Annotated in this window: 18 protein-coding genes; 10 read left to right on the plus strand and 8 right to left on the minus strand. The window is 67.3% G+C overall.

Translation table 11 applies throughout. From position 1 onward, the window contains the following. Window positions 1-29 precede the first annotated feature (29 nt). The 6 genes from ftsA to BN2503_RS04215 all read left to right on the plus strand — a co-directional run bounded on the left by ftsA (window position 30) and on the right by BN2503_RS04215 (window position 8111). Entirely contained in the window at window positions 30-1259 is a 1230-nt protein-coding gene (gene ftsA, locus BN2503_RS04195; protein WP_054255396.1) for a cell division protein FtsA, read from the plus strand. Between the two features lie 154 nt (window positions 1260-1413). Then, window positions 1414-2643, plus strand: a complete 1230-nt coding sequence (gene ftsZ / locus BN2503_RS04200; protein ID WP_054255397.1) for a cell division protein FtsZ — start codon at window positions 1414-1416, stop codon at window positions 2641-2643. 257 nt (window positions 2644-2900) lie between these two features. Further along, window positions 2901-3824, plus strand: a complete 924-nt coding sequence (gene lpxC, locus BN2503_RS04205; RefSeq protein WP_054255398.1) for a UDP-3-O-acyl-N-acetylglucosamine deacetylase — start codon at window positions 2901-2903, stop codon at window positions 3822-3824. A 6-nt stretch (window positions 3825-3830) separates the two neighbouring features. Next, window positions 3831-4007: a hypothetical protein gene (locus tag BN2503_RS20665; RefSeq protein ID WP_175537901.1), complete on the plus strand. Its 177-nt coding sequence runs from the start codon at window positions 3831-3833 to the stop codon at window positions 4005-4007. A gap of 474 nt (window positions 4008-4481) precedes the next feature. Then, the gene (gene thiC, locus BN2503_RS04210; protein ID WP_054255399.1) at window positions 4482-6326 is read left to right on the plus strand and encodes a phosphomethylpyrimidine synthase ThiC; all 1845 of its coding nucleotides are present in this window, start codon (window positions 4482-4484) and stop codon (window positions 6324-6326) included. A 141-nt stretch (window positions 6327-6467) separates the two neighbouring features. After that, on the plus strand, window positions 6468-8111 hold the full coding sequence (locus BN2503_RS04215; protein WP_054255611.1) for a methyl-accepting chemotaxis protein: 1644 nt from the start codon (window positions 6468-6470) through the stop codon (window positions 8109-8111). Window positions 8112-8218: 107 nt separating this feature from the next. Here BN2503_RS04215 and BN2503_RS04220 read toward each other — a convergent pair whose 3' ends face one another. The 7 genes from BN2503_RS04220 to BN2503_RS04250 all read right to left on the minus strand — a co-directional run bounded on the left by BN2503_RS04220 (window position 8219) and on the right by BN2503_RS04250 (window position 15709). Further along, window positions 8219-9838, minus strand: a complete 1620-nt coding sequence (locus BN2503_RS04220) for a methyl-accepting chemotaxis protein (RefSeq protein WP_054255612.1) — start codon at window positions 9836-9838, stop codon at window positions 8219-8221. Window positions 9839-10066: 228 nt separating this feature from the next. Continuing rightward, on the minus strand, window positions 10067-10486 hold the full coding sequence (locus tag BN2503_RS04225; RefSeq protein ID WP_139235307.1) for a hypothetical protein: 420 nt from the start codon (window positions 10484-10486) through the stop codon (window positions 10067-10069). Window positions 10487-10656: 170 nt separating this feature from the next. Then, on the minus strand, window positions 10657-11217 hold the full coding sequence (gene ruvC / locus BN2503_RS04230; protein WP_054255401.1) for a crossover junction endodeoxyribonuclease RuvC: 561 nt from the start codon (window positions 11215-11217) through the stop codon (window positions 10657-10659). Between the two features lie 8 nt (window positions 11218-11225). Beyond that, on the minus strand, window positions 11226-11933 hold the full coding sequence (gene mtgA / locus BN2503_RS04235) for a monofunctional biosynthetic peptidoglycan transglycosylase (protein WP_054255402.1): 708 nt from the start codon (window positions 11931-11933) through the stop codon (window positions 11226-11228). Then, the gene (gene aroE, locus BN2503_RS04240) at window positions 11930-12763 is read right to left on the minus strand and encodes a shikimate dehydrogenase (RefSeq protein WP_054255403.1); all 834 of its coding nucleotides are present in this window, start codon (window positions 12761-12763) and stop codon (window positions 11930-11932) included. Before aroE ends, mtgA begins: the two co-directional genes overlap by 4 nt. Next, complete coding sequence (locus BN2503_RS04245) at window positions 12760-13638, minus strand: TonB family protein (protein WP_054255404.1); 879 nt, start codon at window positions 13636-13638, stop codon at window positions 12760-12762. Before BN2503_RS04245 ends, aroE begins: the two co-directional genes overlap by 4 nt. A gap of 1 nt (window position 13639) precedes the next feature. Beyond that, window positions 13640-15709 carry a ribonuclease catalytic domain-containing protein gene (locus tag BN2503_RS04250; RefSeq protein ID WP_054255613.1) on the minus strand — a complete coding sequence of 690 codons (2070 nt, stop codon included), beginning with the start codon at window positions 15707-15709 and terminating at the stop codon, window positions 13640-13642. Window positions 15710-15791: 82 nt separating this feature from the next. On the opposite strand from BN2503_RS04250, the gene BN2503_RS04255 reads away from it, so the two are divergent. After that, the gene (locus BN2503_RS04255; protein WP_054255405.1) at window positions 15792-17309 is read left to right on the plus strand and encodes a PglL family O-oligosaccharyltransferase; all 1518 of its coding nucleotides are present in this window, start codon (window positions 15792-15794) and stop codon (window positions 17307-17309) included. Here the strand turns inward: BN2503_RS04255 and BN2503_RS04260 are convergent. Beyond that, window positions 17296-17880, minus strand: coding sequence for a YqiA/YcfP family alpha/beta fold hydrolase (locus BN2503_RS04260; protein ID WP_054255406.1), 585 nt, complete (start codon window positions 17878-17880; stop codon window positions 17296-17298). The two genes, BN2503_RS04255 and BN2503_RS04260, sit on opposite strands and share 14 nt — an antisense overlap. 43 nt (window positions 17881-17923) lie before the next feature. On the opposite strand from BN2503_RS04260, the gene rodA reads away from it, so the two are divergent. The 3 genes from rodA to BN2503_RS04275 are packed head-to-tail and all read left to right on the plus strand — an operon-like array spanning window position 17924 to window position 21138. Beyond that, window positions 17924-19093 carry a rod shape-determining protein RodA gene (gene rodA, locus BN2503_RS04265; RefSeq protein WP_054255407.1) on the plus strand — a complete coding sequence of 390 codons (1170 nt, stop codon included), beginning with the start codon at window positions 17924-17926 and terminating at the stop codon, window positions 19091-19093. Window positions 19094-19133: 40 nt separating this feature from the next. Continuing rightward, the gene (gene tldD, locus BN2503_RS04270) at window positions 19134-20594 is read left to right on the plus strand and encodes a metalloprotease TldD (protein WP_054255408.1); all 1461 of its coding nucleotides are present in this window, start codon (window positions 19134-19136) and stop codon (window positions 20592-20594) included. Between the two features lie 25 nt (window positions 20595-20619). Then, on the plus strand, window positions 20620-21138 hold the full coding sequence (locus tag BN2503_RS04275) for a hypothetical protein (protein ID WP_054255409.1): 519 nt from the start codon (window positions 20620-20622) through the stop codon (window positions 21136-21138). Window positions 21139-21199 lie beyond the last annotated feature (61 nt).

Raw genomic sequence — 21199 nt, forward strand, 5'->3', positions numbered from 1 at the left:
GGACAACGAAACAGAGGGCAGACAGGCATATGGCAAGAGAATACAAAGACGTGGTCGTAGGGCTGGACATCGGCACTGCCAAGGTCATGGCCGTGGTCGCCGAGGTGCTGCCCGGTGGCGAGCTCAAGCTCGCCGGCCTGGGCGTGGCGCCGAGCAACGGCCTCAAGCGCGGCGTGGTCGTGAACATCGACGCCACGGTGCAGAGCATCCAGCAGGCGCTGAAAGAGGCCGAGCTGATGGCCGACTGCAAGATCCAGCGCGTGTACACCGGCATCACCGGCAGCCACATCCGTGGCCAGAACTCGCGCGGCATGGTGGCCATCAAGGACAAGGAAGTCACCGCCACCGACGTGGCGCGCGTGGTGGAGACGGCCAAGGCCATCAACATCAGCAGCGACCAGCGCCTGTTGCTGGTGGAGCCGCAGGAATTCGTGATCGACGGGCAGGACGTGAAGGAGCCCATCGGCATGAGCGGCATCCGCCTGGAGGCCAACATCCACATCGTCACGGGTGCGCAAAGCGCGGCCGAGAACATCATCAAGTGCGTGCGCCGCTGCGGCCTGGAGGTCGAGCAGCTCATGCTCAACCCGCTGGCCAGCAGCCAGGCCGTGCTGACCGACGACGAGCGCGAGTTGGGTGTGGCCGTGGTGGACATCGGCGCCGGCACGACCGACGTGGCCATCTTCACCGGCGGCGCGATCCGCCACACGGCAGTGATTCCCGCGGCGGGCGACCTGATCACCAGCGACATTGCCATGGCGCTGCGCACCCCGACCAAGGACGCTGAGGACATCAAGGTGGAAAGCGGCTACGCCAAGCAACTGCTGGCCGACCCCGAGGCGCAGGTGGAGGTGCCCGGCCTGGGCGACCGTGGTCCGCGCCTGCTCAGCCGCCAGGTGCTGGCGGGCGTGATCGAGCCGCGCGTGGAGGAAATCTTCTCGCTCGTGCACCAGGCCATTCGCGACTCGGGCTACGAAGAGGTGCTGTCCTCGGGCATCGTGCTCACGGGCGGCAGCTCGGTCATGCCGGGCATGGTGGAGCTGGGCGAGGACATCTTTCTCAAGCCGGTGCGCCGTGGCATCCCGAAGTATTCCAGCGCGTTGGCCGACATGGTGGCGCAGCCGCGTGCGGCCACCGTCATGGGGCAGCTTGAGGAAGCACGCCAGGCGCGCCTGCGCGGCTTCAAGGTGGCGGCCAAGAGCGGGTCGATGAAGACCGCCTTTGGCCGCTTCAAGGACTTCATCGTGGGGAACTTCTGACCATGCCCCTCGACTGGAACTGGTTTGTGCGCGCCGGGCCCGCACGCCGCACGCGGCGTCGCGGCACCGGGCCACCGCCCATGGGGCGCCCGCCGCCCGCTACCTCTCTTACCCCAGATGCATTGTTTTTCAGAGTAATTTCAGGAGCACCCTCATGACCATCGAAATGATCGAGTCCGAAGAATTCAACCAGGGCACACAGATCAAGGTGATCGGTGTCGGCGGCGGCGGCGGCAACGCCGTCGAGCACATGATCGCGCGCGCCGTGCAGGGCGTGGAATTTGTCTGCGCCAACACCGACGCGCAGGCGCTCACGCGCAGCACGGCGCACCGCCACATCCAGCTCGGCAGCAGCGGCCTGGGTGCGGGCAGCAAGCCCGAGAAGGCGCGCGAGGCCGCCGAAAGCGCCGAGGCAGAGATCCGCCAGGCCATCCAGGGTGCGCACATGCTCTTCATCACCGCCGGCATGGGCGGCGGCACGGGCACAGGCGCCGCGCCGGTGATCGCACGCATCGCCAAGGACATGGGCATCCTCACCGTGGGCGTGGTCACCAAGCCCTTCGAGTGGGAAGGCAGCCGCCGCATGAAGAATGCGGACGACGGCCTGTCCGAGCTGGAAAGCAACGTCGATTCGCTGATCGTGGTGCTCAACGAGAAGCTCATCGAGGTGCTGGGCAACGACATCACGCAGGAAGAAGCCTTCGCCCATGCCAACGACGTGCTGAAGAACGCCGTCGGCGGTATTGCCGAAATCATCAACGACTACGGCCTGGTGAACGTCGACTTCGAAGACGTGCGCACCGTGATGGGCGAGCCCGGCCGCGCCATGATGGGCACGGCCACGGCCAGCGGCCCGGACCGCGCGCGCATCGCTGCAGAGCAGGCCATTGCCTGCCCGCTGCTTGAGGGGATCGACCTCTCGGGTGCCAAGGGTGTGCTGGTGCTGGTGACTGCCGCCAAGGGCAGCCTGAAGATGGCCGAGTCGGGCCAGGCCATGAGCACCATCAACGCCTATGCCGCGCCGGACGCGCACGTCATCTACGGCGCTGCCTACGACGACTCCCTGGGCGATGAAATCCGCGTCACCGTGGTGGCCACGGGCCTGTCGCGTCCCAACGTGCGCCGCCAGCCCATGCAGGTGGTGCAGGGTGCGCTGCGCACCGGTACCGACAATATCCCGTACGCCATGCCCATGGCCGGCGGCACGGGCACGACGCTGGGCAGCGCAGGCGGCGTGGCCGGTGGCGCCGATTACGGCACCATGGCCGTACCCAGCGTGTGGCGTAACAACCGCACGCAGGCCGCGGCGCGCGTGGACGCGCTGTCCTCCGGCGGCATGGACGACCTGGAGATCCCGGCGTTCCTGCGCAAGCAGGCCGATTGAGTGCCGGGCGTGCCCGCGAGCGCGGGCCGCCATCGCGCCCTCCAACCCGCTGGCATGCCAGCGGGTTTTCTTTTTTGATAGCTGCTCGCGCTTGCTGCACAAGGGCTAGGGGCGAATTTGGTGCCTATTTGGTGCCCTGTCTTGGTGCCAGGAAGCCACGAGGGCGTGTCATCACTCAAATCCCCCATTGCGCAGCCAGCCCGCATGCCCCTCGCGTGGGGGATTTGAGTGATGACACGCCCTAGAATCCACGGAATATGCTCCAGCAACGCACCATCAAGACCCTGACCCGCGCCGTGGGCGTGGGCCTGCATAGCGGCCAGCGGGTCGAGCTGACCCTGCGGCCGGCCCAGCCCGACACGGGCATCGTCTTTCGCCGCGTGGACCTGCCGGAGCCGGTGGACATTCCGATCAGCGCCACGGCGGTGGTCGATACGCGCATGGCCTCCACCATCGGCGCGGGCAGCGCCAAGGTGCACACGGTGGAGCACCTGATGTCGGCCTGCGCGGGCCTGGGGCTGGACAACCTGTATATCGACATCACCGCCGAGGAGGTGCCGATCCTCGACGGCTCGTCGGCCTCGTTCGTGTTCCTGCTGCAAAGTGCGGGCGTGGAGCTGCAGAAGGCGCCCAAGCGTTTCATCCGCGTGACCCGGCCGGTCGAGGTGCGCGAGGGCGAAGGTGCGCAGCTGAAGTGGGCGCGGCTGGAGCCGTACCATGGCTACAAGCTGCGCTTTGAGATCGATTTCGCCCACCCGGCGGTCGATTCCACCGGCCAGTGCGTGGAGTTCGACCTGGGCCAGGGCAACTATGCGCGCGACATTGCGCGCGCACGCACCTTCGGCTTCACGCGCGACGTGGAGATGCTGCGTGCCAACGGTTTGGCGCTGGGCGGGGGGCTGGACAACGCCATCGTCATGGACGACTACAAGGTGCTCAACAGCGACGGCCTGCGCTATGACGCCGAGTTTGCGCGCCACAAGATTCTCGACGCCATGGGGGATCTTTACCTGGTGGGTAAACCGCTGCTGGCCGCGTACAGTGCCTTTCGCTCGGGCCACGCCATGAACAACCATTTGCTGCGCGCGCTGCTGGCACAGCCCGATGCGTGGGAGATCGCCAGCTTCGACAACGAGCGCCTAGCCCCCGCGGGGTTCGCCCAGCCTGTCGGCGCCTGGTAGCGGGGCATGCTGCTTTTTCGCTGGATCGTCACCCTGCTGCTGCTTATGGCGGGGGTGTCTTTCGCGTTCTATGTCGGCACCGGCCAGGTGCGCTACCGGCGTTTCGGCCTCATGGTGCTGAAGTGGACGGTGATCGCTGCCTGCGCTTTCTTCTCCGTGCTGCTGGTTGGGCGCATCGCCTGAATTGTCCCTATACTCGCGCCTGCTCCGGGGTGCACGTAGGAGCCTGTTCAAGGTTTTTTAGAGTCGCGCAAGTACTTTTTCGGGATGGGATGCAAGGCGCGGTGCGCAGTCGATAGCTGCGCTATCGACAAGCGCCGCAACGCTGTAGACGGCCCGAAGAGGTACTTGCCCGAAGGGTTGGAGTGAAATCGGGCGATTGAGCGCCCCGGTTGCTTGCATGGGCATGAGCCCATGCGGCGGCAACCGGGCCACTCACTCATCCCGATTGCGCTCCAACGCGATCTCTAAAAAACCTTGAACAGGCTCCTGGGCGTGCTGAGATGGCGGACCTGACCGCCGGAACCGCGAACTTGATCTGGTTAGTACCAGCGTAAGAAGAGCTGCAATGGAAGAAGTGCGTGCGCGTGTATGTCCGCGCGCGTCGTCCATCGATTGCGGAGCATTCCATCCCCATCCGTTGAAGGAATGCCCGCAATGAACGCTCCTGACTCGTTTTCCCACCTCCTGGCTCGCACGCGCGAGCCTTTCCCGGCTTCGGCCAAAAGCTACCTGACCGGTTCGCGCAGTGACCTGCGCGTGCCGGTGCGCGACATCCGCCTGACCAATGGCGAGGTGGTCAGCGTCTATGACACCTCCGGACCGTACACCGACCCGGCCGCTGCCATCGACGTACGCCAGGGCCTGGCCAGCGTGCGTGGTGCGTGGATTGCTGAGCGTGGCGACACCGAAAGCTACGAGGGCCGCGTGCGCAAGGCCCTCGACGACGGCCAGAAGGCCGAGGATGGCGACCGCCTGGCCCAGCTGCGTGCCGAGGCTGCCGCGCTGCAGCGCCAGCCCCTGCGCGCCAAGAGCGGTGCCAACGTCACGCAGATGCACTACGCCAAGAAGGGCATCATCACCCCCGAGATGGAATACGTGGCCCTGCGCGAAAACGGCCGCCGCGAGTGGATGGCGCAGTACCAGCAAGACCAGGCCCGCGAGCAGCGCCTGATGGGCAACCCCATGGGCGCGATGATTCCGAAGATCATCACCCCCGAATTCGTGCGCGACGAAGTGGCGCGCGGCCGCGCCATCATCCCCGCCAACATCAACCACCCCGAAGTCGAGCCCATGGCGATTGGGCGCAACTTCCTGGTGAAGATCAACGCCAACATCGGCAACTCCGCCGTCACGTCCAGCATTGAAGAAGAAGTGGAAAAGCTCGTCTGGGCCATCCGCTGGGGCGCGGACAACGTGATGGATTTGTCCACCGGCAAGAACATCCACACCACGCGCGACTGGATCATCCGCAACAGCCCCGTGCCGATTGGCACGGTACCGATCTACCAGGCGCTGGAAAAGGTGGGCGGCGTGGCCGAAGACCTGACCTGGGAAATATTCCGCGACACGCTCATTGAGCAAGCCGAGCAGGGCGTGGACTACTTCACCATCCACGCCGGTATCCGTCTGGCCTACATCCACCTCACGGCCAACCGCCGCACCGGCATCGTCTCGCGCGGCGGCTCCATCATGGCCAAGTGGTGCATGGCGCACCACCGCGAGAGCTTCCTGTACGAGCACTTCGAAGACATCTGCGACATCATGAAGCAGTACGACGTGTCCTTCAGCCTGGGTGACGGCCTGCGCCCCGGCTGCGCGTCGGATGCCAACGACGAAGCCCAGTTTGCCGAGCTGCACACCCTGGGCGAACTCACGCAAATTGCCTGGAAACACGACGTGCAGACCATGATTGAAGGCCCCGGCCATGTGCCCATGCACATGATCCAGGCCAACATGACCGAGCAGCTCAAAACCTGCCACGAAGCGCCGTTCTACACCCTGGGCCCGCTGACCATCGACATCGCGCCCGGCTACGACCACATTGCCTCGGCCATCGGCGCCGCCATGATCGGCTGGATGGGCACGGCCATGCTGTGTTACGTCACGCCCAAGGAACACCTGGGCCTGCCCGACCGCGACGACGTGAAGCAAGGCATCATCGCCTACAAGATCGCCGCACACGCCGCCGACGTGGCCAAGGGCCACCCCGGTGCCCGTGCACGCGACGATGCGCTGAGCCAGGCGCGTTTCGACTTCCGCTGGCAGGACCAGTTCAACCTGGGCCTGGACCCCGAGACGGCCAAGGAATACCACGACGAAACCCTGCCCAAGGACTCGGCCAAGGTGGCGCATTTCTGCTCCATGTGCGGGCCCAAGTTCTGCTCCATGAAGATCACGCAGGAAGTGCGCGAATTCGCCCAGCAGGGCTTGCAGCACAAAGCCGAGGAGTTCCGCGGCGCGGGCGGCGAGCTGTACGTGCCCATCAAGCCGGTCGCCTGAGGTCTGCCGCATTGGTGAATTCCCTCTGAGCTCCCCGGCGGTTGGTAGCATAAAGTTACACCCTCGCCGGGGCTCACAAGGCCCAGGCACACCCTGGCATGCAGATTGCATATGGCAGGGCTGTTCAGTCAAGGGGAATTCATGAGAGTCCTGGGCCGCTTGTCCATCCGTACGCGTCTGTATTTCGGCACAGCGTTTTCATTGGTCTTGCTGGTGCTGGTGGGGGGGATGGGCTATGTGTCCCTGGACCGCACGCGCACCACGCTGCAGGTGCTGTTCGCCGAGCGCGTGCAGACGTTGACCGACATGTCCGATTTGCGCACCACGCTGGGCGACCTGCGCCGCGCGGAGAAGGACATCATCATCAACTACAACAACGCCGTTGAGGTAGGCCAGTTGCGCGAGCGCTGGGGCAAGTCCCTCGCGGCGCTGCGCAAGAGCCTGGGCGAGGTGCGTGGTGCGCAGGCGGCAGATGCCGCCTTTGCCAAGGCGGTGGACCAGGCGCTGACCGAGATCCAGCAATACGCCGAAGGCATCGGCCCCATCTTCGACCGGCTGGAAAATGCCCAGCTCGATGGTGCTGGCGCCGGGGCGTATGCGGACCAGCTCAAGCAGCACATGGAGGCCACCGACCAGTTGCTCTCCACCCTGGCCCAAAGCGCGCGCCAGCAGATGGACGAGGCGCGCCAGGCGGTGGATGCGCGCACCTCTGCCATGACCGGGCTCATCGGCGTGACCCTGCTGGTGGCGCTGGCCGTGCTGGTGCCGCTGACACTGGCCAGCGTGCGCTCCATCACACGCTCGCTGGCGCAGGCGCGGGATTTGGCCGAGCACATCGCAGCCGGTGACCTGACGCACGAAATCCGTGCACAGCAGCAGGACGAAGTGGGCCAGCTGGTGCAGGCCATGGGGCGCATGCAGGAGGCGCTGCGCGCCCTGGTGCACCAGGTGCAGGACGCGGCCGGCAATATCGCCACCGCCAGCGGCGAAATCGCCACGGGCAACCAAGACCTGAGCCTGCGCACGGAGCAGACGGCTGCCAGCCTGCAGGAAACGGCCTCGTCCATGGAGCTGCTGGCCGGCACCGTGCAAAGCGGCGCCGAGTCCTCGCGCCATGCTAGCGACTATGCGGTGTCGGCCGCGCAGGTGGCGCAGCGCGGCGGTAGCGTGGTGGAGCAGGTGGTGCAGACCATGGACCAGATATCGGCCAGTTCGCGCAAGATCGCCGACATCACCGGGGTGATCGACTCCATTGCCTTCCAGACCAACATCCTGGCGCTTAACGCTGCCGTCGAGGCGGCGCGAGCGGGCGAGCAGGGGCGCGGCTTTGCCGTGGTTGCCGGCGAGGTGCGCACCCTGGCCCAGCGCAGTGCGGCGGCGGCCAGGGAGATCAAGGACCTCATCGGCAACTCCAGCCAGCGCGTGGAAGATGGGTCGCGCCAGGTGGCGCAGGCGGGCCAGACCATGACCGAGATCGTCGGCAGCGTGCGCCGGGTGTCGGACATCATTGGCGAAGTCACGGCGGCGGCGGCGGACCAGCGCGACAACCTCGGCCAGATTCACCAGTCGGTGCGCCAGCTCGACCAAATGACGCAGCAGAACGCGGCGCTGGTGGAGCAGTCGGCGGCGGCCTCCGAGTCGTTGCGCGAGCAGGCCCGCCTGCTGGCGCAGGCCGTGCGCCAGTTCAAGGTGCGTGCGGGGGGGGGCGCTGCGGACCAGGCCGGGGTGCACATAGAAGCGCTCGCGGCACCGTCCCTGCGTTCCCTGCCTTCAGCCAGTGCATGAGGCAGGGGTATCGACGCATGGAATATGAGCAAAACGAGCCTCTAGCCCTTGTGGGGTAAGCGCTAGAAGCTCCTGAAAATATAGCAAAATCGGTGCCTCAGGGTGCCTCAGGGTGCTGCAAGGCGCATGCTGGGCGGCACGATCGCCTGGGGCGGCTGTCCCGGTAGCAGAAACTGGCTCACCAGGCCCGCCAGGTCGTCGGCCTGGACCCGCAGGCTTTCGGTGGCGGCGGAGGATTGCTCCACCAGGGCCGCATTCTGCTGGGTCATCAGATCCAGGCGCGACAGCGCCGAGTGGATCGACGTGATGTCGTCGTTCTGCGCCTGGCTGCCGGTCTTGATGTCGGCCATCGTGCGGGCGGCGTCCTGGATCGACGTGACTACCTGCTCCATCGCGCGGCCCGCGTCCGCCGCCAGGCGCGAGCCCGCTTCGACCTGCGCCACCGAGGTGGCGATCAGTGCCTTGATCTCGCGCGCAGCCTGCGCCGAGCGGTTGGCCAGGCTGCGTACCTCCGTGGCCACCACGGCAAAACCGCGCCCCTGCTCGCCCGCGCGCGCCGCCTCGACGGCGGCGTTAAGCGCCAGGATGTTGGTCTGGAAGGCAATCGCGTCGATCATTCCCGTGATGTCGGCGATCTTGTGCGAACTGTCCGATATCTGGTCCATGGTCTGCACCACGTGCGCCACCACGTCCTGGCCCTGGCGGGCCTGGGCCGCGGCCTGGGCCGCGCGTGCCTCGGTGTGGTGCGCGGTTTCCGCCGAGGCCTGCAGGGCCCGCTTGACATGCTCCAGCGCTGCGGCCGTCTCCTGCAGGCTTGCGGCTGCTTGCTCGGTGCGCTCCGACAGGTTGGCGTTGCCACTGGCCATGTCGGTGGACGCCGTGTGCAGGCTGTACACCGAGGCGCGCACCTGCTGCGCCAGGTGCCGCAGCGCCGTCTGCATGACCGCCAGCGACGACAGCATGTGGCCGGTTTCGTCGCGGTCGTGCCCGGTGATGTCGTGGCGCAGGTCGAGCCCGGCCACGCGGTTGGCCGTGTCGCTGGCCAGTGCGATGGGGCGCGTGATGCTGCGCACCAGCCACAGCGCCAGCAGCGTGCCCAGCACCAACGAGAGGGCGCCGAACGCCACCAGCGCCAGCCGTGCCTGCCAGCTCCAGCGGGCTACCCGCAGCGCTGCGGCATCGATGGACTGGCGCTGGGATTGCGTGAGCGCGTCCAGCGCTTTCAGCAAGCCCTGCGACGCGGGCAGGAACTGCGTTTCATAGACCTCGCGGATGCGCTGCGTGAGCCCGAAATCGCGCGCCTGCACCAGGGCCGCGCGGGCTTGGTGGAACGCCTGCGCCTGCGTGTTCACCTGTGCCAGGCGTTCCTCGTCGGCGGTGCCGGCCAGGCGCCGCGCCAGGGTGTCGATCAGCGCGTCGTATTGCCGCTGTGTCTCGGCGATGTCGGCGCCCAAGGTCTCTCCGACTTCAGGCTCGGAACTCAGCGCCACGGCCTTGTAGCGCTCGGCGTTGATGGCCTGCAGGCGGTAGGCATCGGCCACCAACCGTTCATTCGTTACGCTGCGCTGGACCATGTCGTCGGTCGATTGTCCGATGCGGAGCAAGGACCACAGCCCGATCGCGGAGCCCACCAGGCTCAGGGCCAGTACAGCAATGAACAGAACCAGCAGGCGCCGGCCCAGGGGGCCGATGGTGGCGCGGACGGGGAGGGGGAGTGTGTGTGGCATGTGCATGCGCCGACCGCCAAGACGGTCAAGTGGATCCGCCACATACTGTGCCGCCCAATTGTGACAATGTGTTTTCGCGCGAACGATCCCTGAGGACGTTCCGCACGCATCGTCGCGCCGCGTGCCTCTGCGGCTTCGGGCGGTCTGCCGCGGTGCAAATGCTCGCAGAAGCGACGGCTATGGCGGCGCTTTACGCCTTGCCGCCCCTGCCGACCCGCAGCGCCCTCGCTAGATGGTCGGGTGGCTGCCGCTGCGGACTGCGGGCACGGCTTGCGCCAGCAGCCAGCCCTGGTCGTGGATGGCGTCGCACAGGTGGTGCCCATCGGCGTGGTAATGGATCTCGGTGCCTGGGGGCGCCTCCAGCGCCGGCAGCAATGCATGCAGCAACGCCAGTGCGCGTGGCAGGTCGGACACTGAGATGTCCACCCGCATGAAGGTGGCGGCGCGTTTGCCGTTGGCATGCCGCTCGCCCAGGGAATCGCCCCAGCCCACGACCGTGCCCAGCCCTTCGGCCTGCAGCGCCTGGTCGATGCGTTCTTCGCGCAGGTGCAGCGGGTCGGCGGCATGGCGCGCCACGGGGATGCGCACGTAGACGAAGAATTGCGGCACCTCGCGGTGGGCGTAGCGGTCATCGGGCGGGAGTTGCATGCGGTTCTTTCTACACCAAGCGCTGCTTTTGCGCTGGCAAAGGACTTTGCCGCCCTCGCGCACGCGTTTCTGTGGGCGCCAGCACTGGCGCATGGCCTGCCTGCGTGCCCTGCGCGGCACGGCTTGGCAGGTGCCAATGCCGGCGAGGGCGGGCCCCGCCATGCCGTGGCTCAGTAGCTGCGGCCGCCTTTGTACATGGCGTGCTGGCGGCGTTGCAGTGGCGCCACGGCGGCGAGGCGCCCCATGGCGGCGCCCGCGTGGGCGTGGGTGATGGCCAACCCCAGCGCGTCGGCCGCGTCGGTGCCTGGCAGGCCGGGCAATTCGAGCAGACGGCGCACCATCTCCTGGACCTGGGTCTTGGCAGCGCGGCCGTGGCCGACCACCGCCTTTTTCATCTGCAGCGCCGTGTATTCGGCCACGGGCAGGTTGGCGTTGACCAGCGCGGTCAGCGCCGCGCCACGTGCCTGGCCCAGCAGCAGGGTGGATTGGGGGTTGACGTTGACGAACACGATCTCAACCGCGGCCGTGTCGGGCTGGTAGCGCGCCGCCACTTCGGTGATGCCGTCGAACAGCAGCTTAAGCCGCCCGGGCAGGTCGCCCAGTGCAGGCGCAGCGCGGGTGCCTGTGGTGCGGATGGTGCCGCTGGCCACGTAGCGCAGGTGGTGGCCCTCCAAGTCCACCACGCCGAAGCCGGTGGTCTGCAAGCCGGGGTCGATGCCGAGGATGCGCATGGGGTTTCTCAGGGCAGCTGCGCCGAGGGCATGCGCGCCAGGATGGTGCGGGCGCGCTGCGCCAGATAGGGCGAGCCGGGCTGCTTCTCGTAGTGCTTGGGCGCGGGCAACATCACCGCCAGGCGGGCGGCTTCGGCCGGCGCCAGTTGCGCGGCGCTCTTGCGGTAGTAGTGCTGCGCGGCGGCCTCGGCGCCGAACACGCCGGCGCCCCATTCCACGCTGTTGAGGTAGATCTCCAGGATGCGCTGTTTGGACAGCAGGTGCTCCAGCGCAAAGGCCAGCACCAGCTCCTGCCCCTTGCGCAGCAGGGTGCGCTCGCCTGACAGCAGCAGGTTCTTGGCCAACTGCTGGGTGATGGTGGAGCCGCCGCGAATCTTGGGTGGGCGCTGGGCCGTGGCGCGTGCTTCGGCCTTGGCATTGCGTGCGCGTGCCTTTTCGATGGCGCTCCACTCCACGCCGTCGTGGTGGACGAAGCCGTCGTCCTCCGAAGCCAGCACGGCGCGCTTGAGGTGGTCGGAAATCTGCGTGTAAGGCACCCACTGCTGGCGCCAGCGCAGGCCGCCGGGGCTGCGCCACAGCGCCCAGGCCTCGGAGCGTTGGAAGGTGGTGGACTGCGGTGCGACCCACGCCATGGCCGCGATGCGCCCGATAAAAAACAGCTGCAGGCCCAGGGCTGCCAGCAGCAGCAGCGCCACCCAGCGTGCCAGCGCCTTCATGCCATGGCGCTGCGCAGTTCGGCCAGCACCTGGGCCGAGGGCGGGCGCACGCCGCGCCAGAGCGCAAAGGCTTCGGCGGCTTGCTCTACCAGCATGCCCAGGCCGTCGCGCGGCTGGGCGCCGTGGCGCGCGGCCCAGTCGAGGAAGGGCTGTGCAGCAGCGCCATACATCATGTCGTAGGCCAGGCTGCCGGGGCGCAGCACACGCGCTGGCACCGGCACCTCGGCACCGGCGAGGCTGCTCGCAGTGGCGTTGATGATGATATCGAAATCGCGCTCCAGGGCTTGCATATCAAGCGCTAGTAGCTCTGTTTTTTGTAGCGTTGCGAGGGGCGCGTGGGCCTGCACCAGCGCCTGGGCGCGGGCGGCCGTGCGGTTCACCACGGCCACGCTGCGGGGGCCTTCATGCAGCAGTGGGCCCAGCACCCCAGCGGCGGCGCCGCCCGCCCCCACGAGCAGCACGTCGCACCCGGCCAGCGGCACGCCAGCGTTGCGCTGGATGTCGGCCACGAGGCCCAGGCCGTCGGTGTTGTCGGCGTGGATGGCGCCGTCCTGGAAGACCAGCGTGTTGGCGGCTGCGGCAAGCTGCACGCGCTCGCTGCGCGTGGTAGCGCACTGCGCGGCTTCGAGTTTGAACGGCACGGTGACGTTGCAGCCGCGCCCGCCCGCTTGGGCGAACGTGCGCACGGCCTGAGCGAAGCCGTCCAGCGGCACAAGCTGGCGGGTGTACTGGAGGTTCTGCCCGGTCAGGGCGGCGAAGCGGCTGTGGATCCAGGGAGAGCGGCTGTGCTCTACCGGGTTGCCCATCACGCAGTAGGTATCGAGGCTCATGGCTTGGCGGAGGCGGTGCCCGCACTGGCTTCCAGCGTCTGCTCGCGCGTGAACTTGAAGCGCGAGACCACGGCGATCTGGTCGGCCTTGCGGCGCATTTCAGGGTTGAAGGTGCCGAAGGGGCCTGCCGCGCGGGCGATGGCCTCGGCACGGCGGTCCAGCAGGGCGTTGCCCGAGCCCTGCACGATCTCGGTGGCGAGCACGCGGCCGTCGTGGTTGACGGTGATGATCATCACCAGCTCGCCATAAAGCTTCTTGCCTGCCTTCTCGGGAAAGTTGGCCGTGCCCTTGTCCTCGACCTTGCGGCGCAGCGCGTCGTAGTAGACAGCGTAGGCTTCCTCGCGCACGGCGGGGCTGATGTAGCGCTTCTTGGGGCGGGCGTTTTCCTCGTTGATGCGCTTTTCAATCTCGGCCAACAGTTTCACGAGCTGGCGCCGCTTGAGCTCCTGCGCCGCCTGCTCGCTGCTGCGGCTGGGGGTCTGCGCCTCGGTCTTGGGCATCTGCGCCACCTGCTGGCGCAGCTGGGCCAGCAGCAGGGTTTGCTGCTCGTGCATGGCGTCAAGCTGGCGCTGCGCTTCTTCGAAGTCGTCGCCCACGGTGGTCAGCGCGGCGTAGGGCAGGGGGCTGGTGGCGCGCCCCTGGGCAGCGTCGCCGCCGCCCGCCAGCGAAGCTTGCGCGATGGCCTGGGCCTTGTCCGGTGCTTCGGTGGACTTGGCGTTCACCAGGATGACTTCCAGCGGCGTGTCCTGAAACACCCGGTTGAAGCCTTCCGGATCGACGAAGCGCACCGTGAGCAGTGCCGCGTGCACGGCGAATGACACGCCCAGCGCCAGCTGCAGCGTGCTCAGACGAAGGAGGAAGGAGGGGGCTTTCATCTCATGGGGCGGGGCTGGCGTTGTCGTTGGCCTCGTTCACGTCCACGGCGATGGCGATGGGGCCGGCCACGGCGCTGTCGTCGTCGTCCTCGTCCACGGGGCCATCGTCGCTGGGGTCGGTGGGGTCGTCCAGGCGCTCGGTCACCGTACCGTTCACAGACAGCGTGATCTCATCGATCTCGCCGAGCTGCACGCGCACGCGCGCGCCGCGCTCCAGGTTCTGCGCGCCCAGCACGGGCAGCACCAGCGGCAGGTTGTCAGCACGCACCAGGAAGTCGCCGCCGCCGCGCCCGTCCTTGATGACGGTGGCGTCCAGCGCAGCGATCTGGTTTTGCTGCAGGTACTTGAGTGTCCAGAAACGCTCCATGCCGGCCTGGTAGCCGTTGTAGGCGCTGTAGGCGGTGTCGAAGCTGCTGATGATGCCAAACAGCTCTGCGTCCTTGGGCTTGAACGGCGCGGCCAGCGCAGCGGTTTTGCCATGGCGCGCGCAGGCAATGATCTGCCACTGGTTCACCAGGTCCACGTAGCGGCGCAGCGGCGAGGTGGCCCAGGCGTAGCTCTTCACCCCAATGCCGGCGTGCGGCAGCGCCTTGGTGGACATGCGCACCTTCATGCCCGGTGCCAGGCTGGCCTGGCTGCGGTAGATGCCCGGCACGCCGTGCTCGGCCAGCATCTGGCCCCAGGTGCTGTTGGCGACGATGGCGGCTTCGGCCACGATCAGGTCGAGCGGCGCGCCGCGCTTGCGTGTGCCGATGGTGACGGTTTCGCTGCCATCGGGTTCGGCGCCGTCGTTGCCCGCCAGGCGGAAGGTGTAGTCGGGCCGGTTGAAGGTCTCGGGCTTGCCACGCACCAGCTCGCGCCCCGCCTTGAGTTTTTGCGCCAGCTTGTACAAAAATGAGAGCTGCTCGCGCAGGTCCAGTAAGGCTTGGGGCGTGTTTTCGACCTGAATCGAAGGATCTTGCAGCCAGGCCTCGGTGACGATGTGGTCCAACTGGTCGTGGCGCAGGTTTACGGCCACGGGTACGCGCTCCAGGCGCGTTTCGGTGGCCGTGATCTCCAGTGTCGCCTCGTCAATGGTGGCGTACAGCGACACGGCCGGATTGGCGCGGCCCTCGTCCAGGGTATAGATCTGCACCACCGCGTCGGGCAGCATGGTGATCTTGTAGCCCGGCATGTAGACGGTGGACAGGCGCGTGCGGCCCACCTTGTCCAGTTCGCCGCCGGGCTGGATGGCCAGGCCGGGCGCGGCAATGTGGATGCCCAGGGTGACGGTGCCTGTGCCCAGACCCTGCACGGAGAGCGCATCGTCGATCTCGGTGGTGGCAGAGTCGTCGATCGAGTAGGCCTGCACCGGCGCCAGCGGCAGGTCGTCCGGGGGCTGCGGTGCGTTCAGCGGCGGGAAGCCTGTGCCCTTGGGGAAGTTTTCAAACAGGAAACGCTTCCAGTGGAACTGGTAGCTCGAATCAATCGCGCCGGCAGCCTGCAGCAGATCCAGCGGTGCCTTGTGCGTGTTGCGGCTGGCTTCGACCACCGCTTTGTACTCGGGCGCGTTCTTGTCCGGGCGGAACAGAATTTTGTAAAGCTGCTCGCGGATGGGCTGGGGGCAGGTGCCTGCGGCCAATTCGGCGGCCCAGGCGTCGATTTGTGCCTGGATCTGTTTTTTCTTCTCGATGGCGGCCAGCGCCTGCTGCACGATCTCGGCGGGCGCCTTCTTGAAGCGGCCCTTGCCAGCGCGGCGGAAGTAGTGCGGCGCCTCGAACAACGCCAGCAGCATGCCGGCCTGCTCCGTCACCGGGGCGCTGGCGGAGAAGTAGTCGCGCGCCAGATCGGCGAAGCCAAACTCCTCATCGGGGGCGAATTCCCAGGCCAGTTGCAGCTCCACGCTGGCGGCGATGGTGCGCGCCTGCTCGAGCAGCTCCGCAGGTGCGGGCTTGTCGAATTTCAGCAGGATATTGGCGGCCTTGGCCTTGACCCGTTTGCCCGAGTCGAGCTCGATTTGGGCCGAGCTTTCGGCTTCGGAGAGGATGCGGCCAGCGAGAAATTTGCCGGCTTCGTCGAACAGTGCATGCATGGGCGCCGATTCTCCCATGTTGTTTCATGGCGCCGGCTGCATGCTCTATATGATCCGCTGCTTTCCTCTTCTCTCCTGACCCATGCAGCCACGCGCGGCGGTGGCGCCGCTGGCTGTGCTGGCCCTGGCGCTGCCCTTTCTCTTCGCCTACACCAGCCCGCCCAGCGCCAACTTCTGGCCCTGGCTGGCGTCGTGGGCCTGCGCCGGCGTGCTGGCGGCGCTGCTGCTGGCCGGGCTGGATTGGCCACGGCGCACCTGGGCGCGCTACTGGAGTGTGGCACTGGTGCTGGCGGCGCTGGTCGCGGCGGGCATTGGGCTGGCGCAGTATTTTCTGGGCGATCCGGGCGCGGCGCCGTGGGTGCAGCCTTCCACGCCGGGCCAGGCCATCGGCAACCTGCGCCAGCGCAACCAGCAGGCCACGCTGTTGAGTCTGGGCCTGTGGGCCTTGCTGTGGGCGGTGGCGCAGTGGCAGGCAGTGGGGCAAGCGGGCCGGCAAGCGCGCTGGGTGGGCGTCGCGGTGGGGTTGCTGCTGTCCTGGGGGCTGGTGCTGCTGGCGGCGGCTAGTGCCGCCACGGCCTCGCGCACCGGCGCGCTGCAGTGGCTGCTGGTGCTTGGGCTGGTGCTGTGCTGGCGGCGCATGCTCGGGCCTTTGCCGCTGGCGCTGGCGGTTGTCGGTTTGCTCGCCTATGGCGCTGCCTCATGGGCGCTGCCGCACCTGCTGGAGCAGTGGACGGGGATTCCGGCCGACCGGCTGTTCGCGCGCTTCGCCGACGATGGACAGGGCTGCGGCGGGCGCAAGGTGCTGTGGACGAACGTGCTCTACCTGATTGCCCAGCGCCCCTGGACGGGCTGGGGCTGGGGCGAGCTGGACTACGCGCACTACGTGACGGAGTTTCCTGGCACGCGCTTTTGCGTGCTGCTGGACAACGCGCACAACCTGCCGTTGCACCTGGCCGTGGAGCTGGGCGTGCCCGTTGCGGCGCTGGCGGTGCTGGCCTTGCTGGCGTGGGTGCTGCGTGCCCAACCCTGGCGCGAGCCAGATCCTGCGCGCCAGCTGGCCTGGGGCGTGCTGGCGCTGATTGGCCTGCACAGCCTGCTCGAGTACCCCCTGTGGTACGGGCCGTTTCAGGTGTCTGCGCTGGCGGCGGTGCTGCTGCTATGGCGGCAGGCACCGCACCTGCGCCCCGCAGCACGTGGCGCTGGGGCGCTGGTGCTGTGTGCCTTGCTTGCCGCTGGCGCGTACGCCGGGTGGGACTATTGGCGCGTTGGCCAGATCTACCGGCCCGTCGCGCAGCGTGCACCGGCCTACCGCGAGATCACGCTGGACAAGGTGGCCGATACGCGCCTGTTCGCGCGCCAGGTGGAGTTCGCCAGCCTGACCACCACGCCGGTGACCCGGGACAACGCCCCGGCGCAGTACGCCATGGCGCTGCGCCTGCTGCACTTTTCCCCCGAGCCGCGCGTGATTGCACCGCTGATCGACAGCGCCCGGCTGCTGGGGCTGGACGCGCAGGCGGCATTCCATGAAGAGCGCTTTCGCCAGGCCTACCCGGACGACTACGCGCGCTGGGCGCGCCGCCGCGGTATCAAGCCAGATTGAGGAAATCCACTACCTGCGGCAGTAGCGCGGGGAACTCGCTCAGCGCGTGGTCGCCGCCTGCGCGCACGATCTGGCGCGCCTGGGCATAGCGCGCGGCCATCTCGCGCCAGTCCAGCAGCTCGTCGCCCTGGGCAATCAGCGCCAGTTCAGGGCCGGCGGGCGGGCAGCCGCGCACGTCAAGCGCGTGCAGCTCGTCGATGTATTCGGCGCGGAAGAACAGGCGCTGCGCAGGGTCGTGCCACGCCGTCTGCTCGCCGATATAGCGCGCCAGGTCGCGTGCCGGATCGACGGCAGGGTTCAGCACCACGCTGGGGCAGCCGGTCTGCTGGGCGACCCAACTGGCGTAGTAGCCCCCCAGCGACGAACCGACCACGGCCATATTCGCCTGTGGCCAGCCGCAGATGCCTTGCTCCACCAGTTCCATGGCGGCGCGCGGCGATGGCGGCAGTTGTGGACACCAGAAATGCACCCGGGGATGCTGCTGGGCCACATGCCGGGCCATGTGCTGCGCCTTGGCGGACTGGGGGGAGGAGCGGAAGCCGTGCAGGTAGAGCAGGTGGGTGGTGACCATAGGGGCGGGTTCTACCATGGCGCGCCACCGATAATGCAAGGTTATGTCCGCCGTTTTCGACAAGCCCTCGCTCGTGCAACGCATCCTGCCGCTGTTTCGCGGGTTCGATGGGATTTTGGTGCTTCTGTGCCTGCTGTTGGCCGGGGCGGGGCTGCTGGCCATGTATTCCTCAGGCTATGACCACGGCACGCGCTTCGTGGACCATGGCCGCAACATGCTCATCGCCCTGGCGATCCTTTTCGTCGTGGCCCAGGTGCCGCCGCAGAAGATCATGGTCTTCGCCGTGCCTTTGTACACGCTGGGCGTGGCGCTGCTGGTGGCCGTGGCGCTGTTTGGCATCACCAAGAAGGGGGCGCAGCGCTGGATCAACCTGGGTGTGGTGATCCAGCCGAGCGAAATCCTCAAGATCGCCATGCCGCTGATGCTGGCCTGGTGGTTTCAAAAGCGCGAGGGCCAGTTGCGTCCGCTTGATTTTGTCGTGGCCGGTGCGCTGCTGGCCGTGCCGGTGGGCCTCATCATGAAGCAGCCGGACCTGGGGACCTCGCTGCTGGTGATGGCGGCCGGCCTGTCGGTGATCTTCTTTGCCGGCCTGTCGTGGCGCCTGGTGCTGCCGCCAGTGATTCTGGGTGCGGTCGGTATTGCGCTCATCGTGGCCTATGAGCCGCAGCTGTGCGCGGACGGTGTGCGCTGGCCGGTACTGCACGACTACCAGCAGCAGCGCATCTGCACCTTGCTGGATCCGACGCGCGACCCGCTGGGCAAGGGCTTTCACATCATTCAGGGCATGATCGCCATCGGCTCGGGCGGGGTGTGGGGCAAGGGCTTCATGGCCGGCACGCAAACGCACCTGGAGTTCATTCCCGAGCGCACCACCGATTTCATCTTCGCCGCCTATTCGGAGGAGTTCGGTCTGGCTGGCAACCTGTTCATCATCGTCTGCTTCCTGTTGCTGGTGTGGCGCGGCTTGGCGATTGCCATGGGGGCGGGCACGCTGTTCGGTCGCCTCATGGCGGGGGCAGTGTCCACCATCTTTTTCACCTATGCCTTCGTCAACATGGGCATGGTCAGCGGCATCCTGCCCGTGGTGGGCGTGCCGTTGCCGTTCATCAGTTATGGCGGCACGGCCATGGTGACGCTGGGGCTGGCCTTGGGGGTGCTGATGTCGGTGGCTCGGGCGCAGCGCTTGCCTGTGGCACCGCCGCTGCCCTTCTGAGCCACCTGCATGGGCATGGCGGCGTGCCTACAATTCCGCCATGATTTCCCGCGAACCCACCATCGAGCGCCTGGCTACGGCGCGGCAACTGCTGCTGCAGCCTTTCGGCCTGGACGAATCCCACCTGGCGCAGGCTCTGGCCGAGATCCGGGCGCACCGCGTCGATGACGCCGACCTGTATTTCCAGTACACGCGCAGCGAGGGCTGGAGCCTGGAGGAGGGCATCGTCAAGACGGGCTCGTTCTCCATCGACCAGGGCGTGGGGGTGCGCGCTGTCAGTGGCGAGAAGACAGCGTTCGCCTATTCCGACGACATTTCCCTGGCCTCGCTTCTCGATGCGGCCCACACTGTGCGGGCAATTTCGGCTGCAGGCAAGTCTGGAAGAGCGCGAGCAGCTACACAAAAAATAGCAAAAAGCCGTTCCCTCTACCCGGAGATTGATCCCATCGCCACGCTCGACAGCACGGCCAAGGTGCAGTTGCTGGAAAAGGTGGAGCAGCGCGCCCGGGCGCAGGATCCGCGGGTTGTTCAGGTCATGGCGGGCCTGGCCAGCGAGTACGACGTGGTGCTGGTGGCGCGCGCGGACGGCACCCTGGCGGCGGATGTGCGCCCGCTGGTGCGCCTGTCGGTCACGGTGATTGCCCAGCAGGGGCAGCGGCGCGAGATCGGGTCGGCGGGCGGTGGCGGGCGCTTCGGTCTGGCCTATTTCGACGATGCGCAGATCGCCCAGTACGTGCGCGAGGCGGTGAACGCGGCGCTGGTCAACCTGGAAGCGCGCCCCGCGCCCGCGGGCGAGATGACGGTGGTGCTCGGCCCGGGCTGGCCGGGCGTGCTGTTTCACGAAGCCGTGGGCCATGGTCTGGAGGGCGATTTCAATCGCAAGGGCTCCAGCGCCTTCAGTGGCCGTATCGGCCAGCGCGTGGCGGCCAAGGGCGTGACGGTGCTGGATGACGGCACCATCGCCGACCGGCGTGGCTCACTCAACGTCGATGACGAAGGCCAGGCCAGCCAGCGCAACGTGTTGATCGAGGACGGCATTCTCAAGGGCTACATCCAGGATGCGCTGAATGCGCGTCTGATGGGCGTGGCGCCCACGGGCAACGGCCGCCGCGAGAGCTACGCGCACATTCCCATGCCGCGCATGACCAACACCTACATGCTGGGCGGCGACAAGGACCCGAAGGAAATCGTCGCCAGCATCAAGAAGGGCCTGTACGCCACCAACTTCGGTGGCGGGCAGGTGGACATCACCAGCGGCAAGTTCGTCTTCAGTGCCAGCGAAGCCTATTGGGTGGAAAACGGCAAGATCCTCTATCCGGTCAAGGGCGCCACCATCATCGGCAGTGGCCCTGAGTCGCTGAAGAAGATCAGCATGATCGGCAACGACATGCGCCTGGACAGTGGCGTGGGCACCTGCGGGAAGGAAGGCCAGAGCGTGCCCGTCGGCGTGGGGCAGCCGACGCTGCGCATCGACGGCCTTACGGTGGGCGGCACCGCCTGAGCGGCGGGCGGCGCAGGCGTCTTCTATGCCTTCGCTGCGTACATCCCGGCTGTTGCAGGCGCAGTCCTTCGACGCCATCAGCCAGTTCTTGCGCGAGGGCATGGCCGACGAGGCTACGCGCGAAATGCGCGACAGCCTGAGCGCCCTGTCGCAACAGATCGAGGCGCTGGTTCAGGCCCGGCGCAAGCGTGTTGACGTGGCCGCGCTCATCCCATTGGGAAGGGCCCTGGCCGACAGTGCCAGGGCCCACCAGCGCCTCATGAATGGGCTGGGCACGCCGTGGCAGTCGCTGTACGAGTTTGCTGCGTACCAGCGCGACCTGCGCCGCCTGCGCGATGCACTCGACGCCTGGCTGCTCGTGTTGGAGCAACACAGCAGGCGCGAGCGGCGCGTGTTCCAACAGTTCGAGCAACGCGCTTGGCGCACCCTGGGGGGTGCCCTGCTGCTGATCGATATGTACGAGCAGAGCAGCACGTGGCCCCAGCAGGCGCAGCCCGTGCGTGCGCCCTCCTGGTGGCAGCGGCTGCGCGCCTGGCTGGGCTGAGCGCGTTGCCGTCAAGCAACGCCAGTTTGTTGCACTGCCGCAGGACGTGCTACATTGAAAC

Origin of the sequence: Paenacidovorax caeni (genome assembly GCF_001298675.1) — a bacterium.
In the GTDB taxonomy this organism is placed as follows: domain Bacteria; phylum Pseudomonadota; class Gammaproteobacteria; order Burkholderiales; family Burkholderiaceae_C; genus Paenacidovorax; species Paenacidovorax caeni.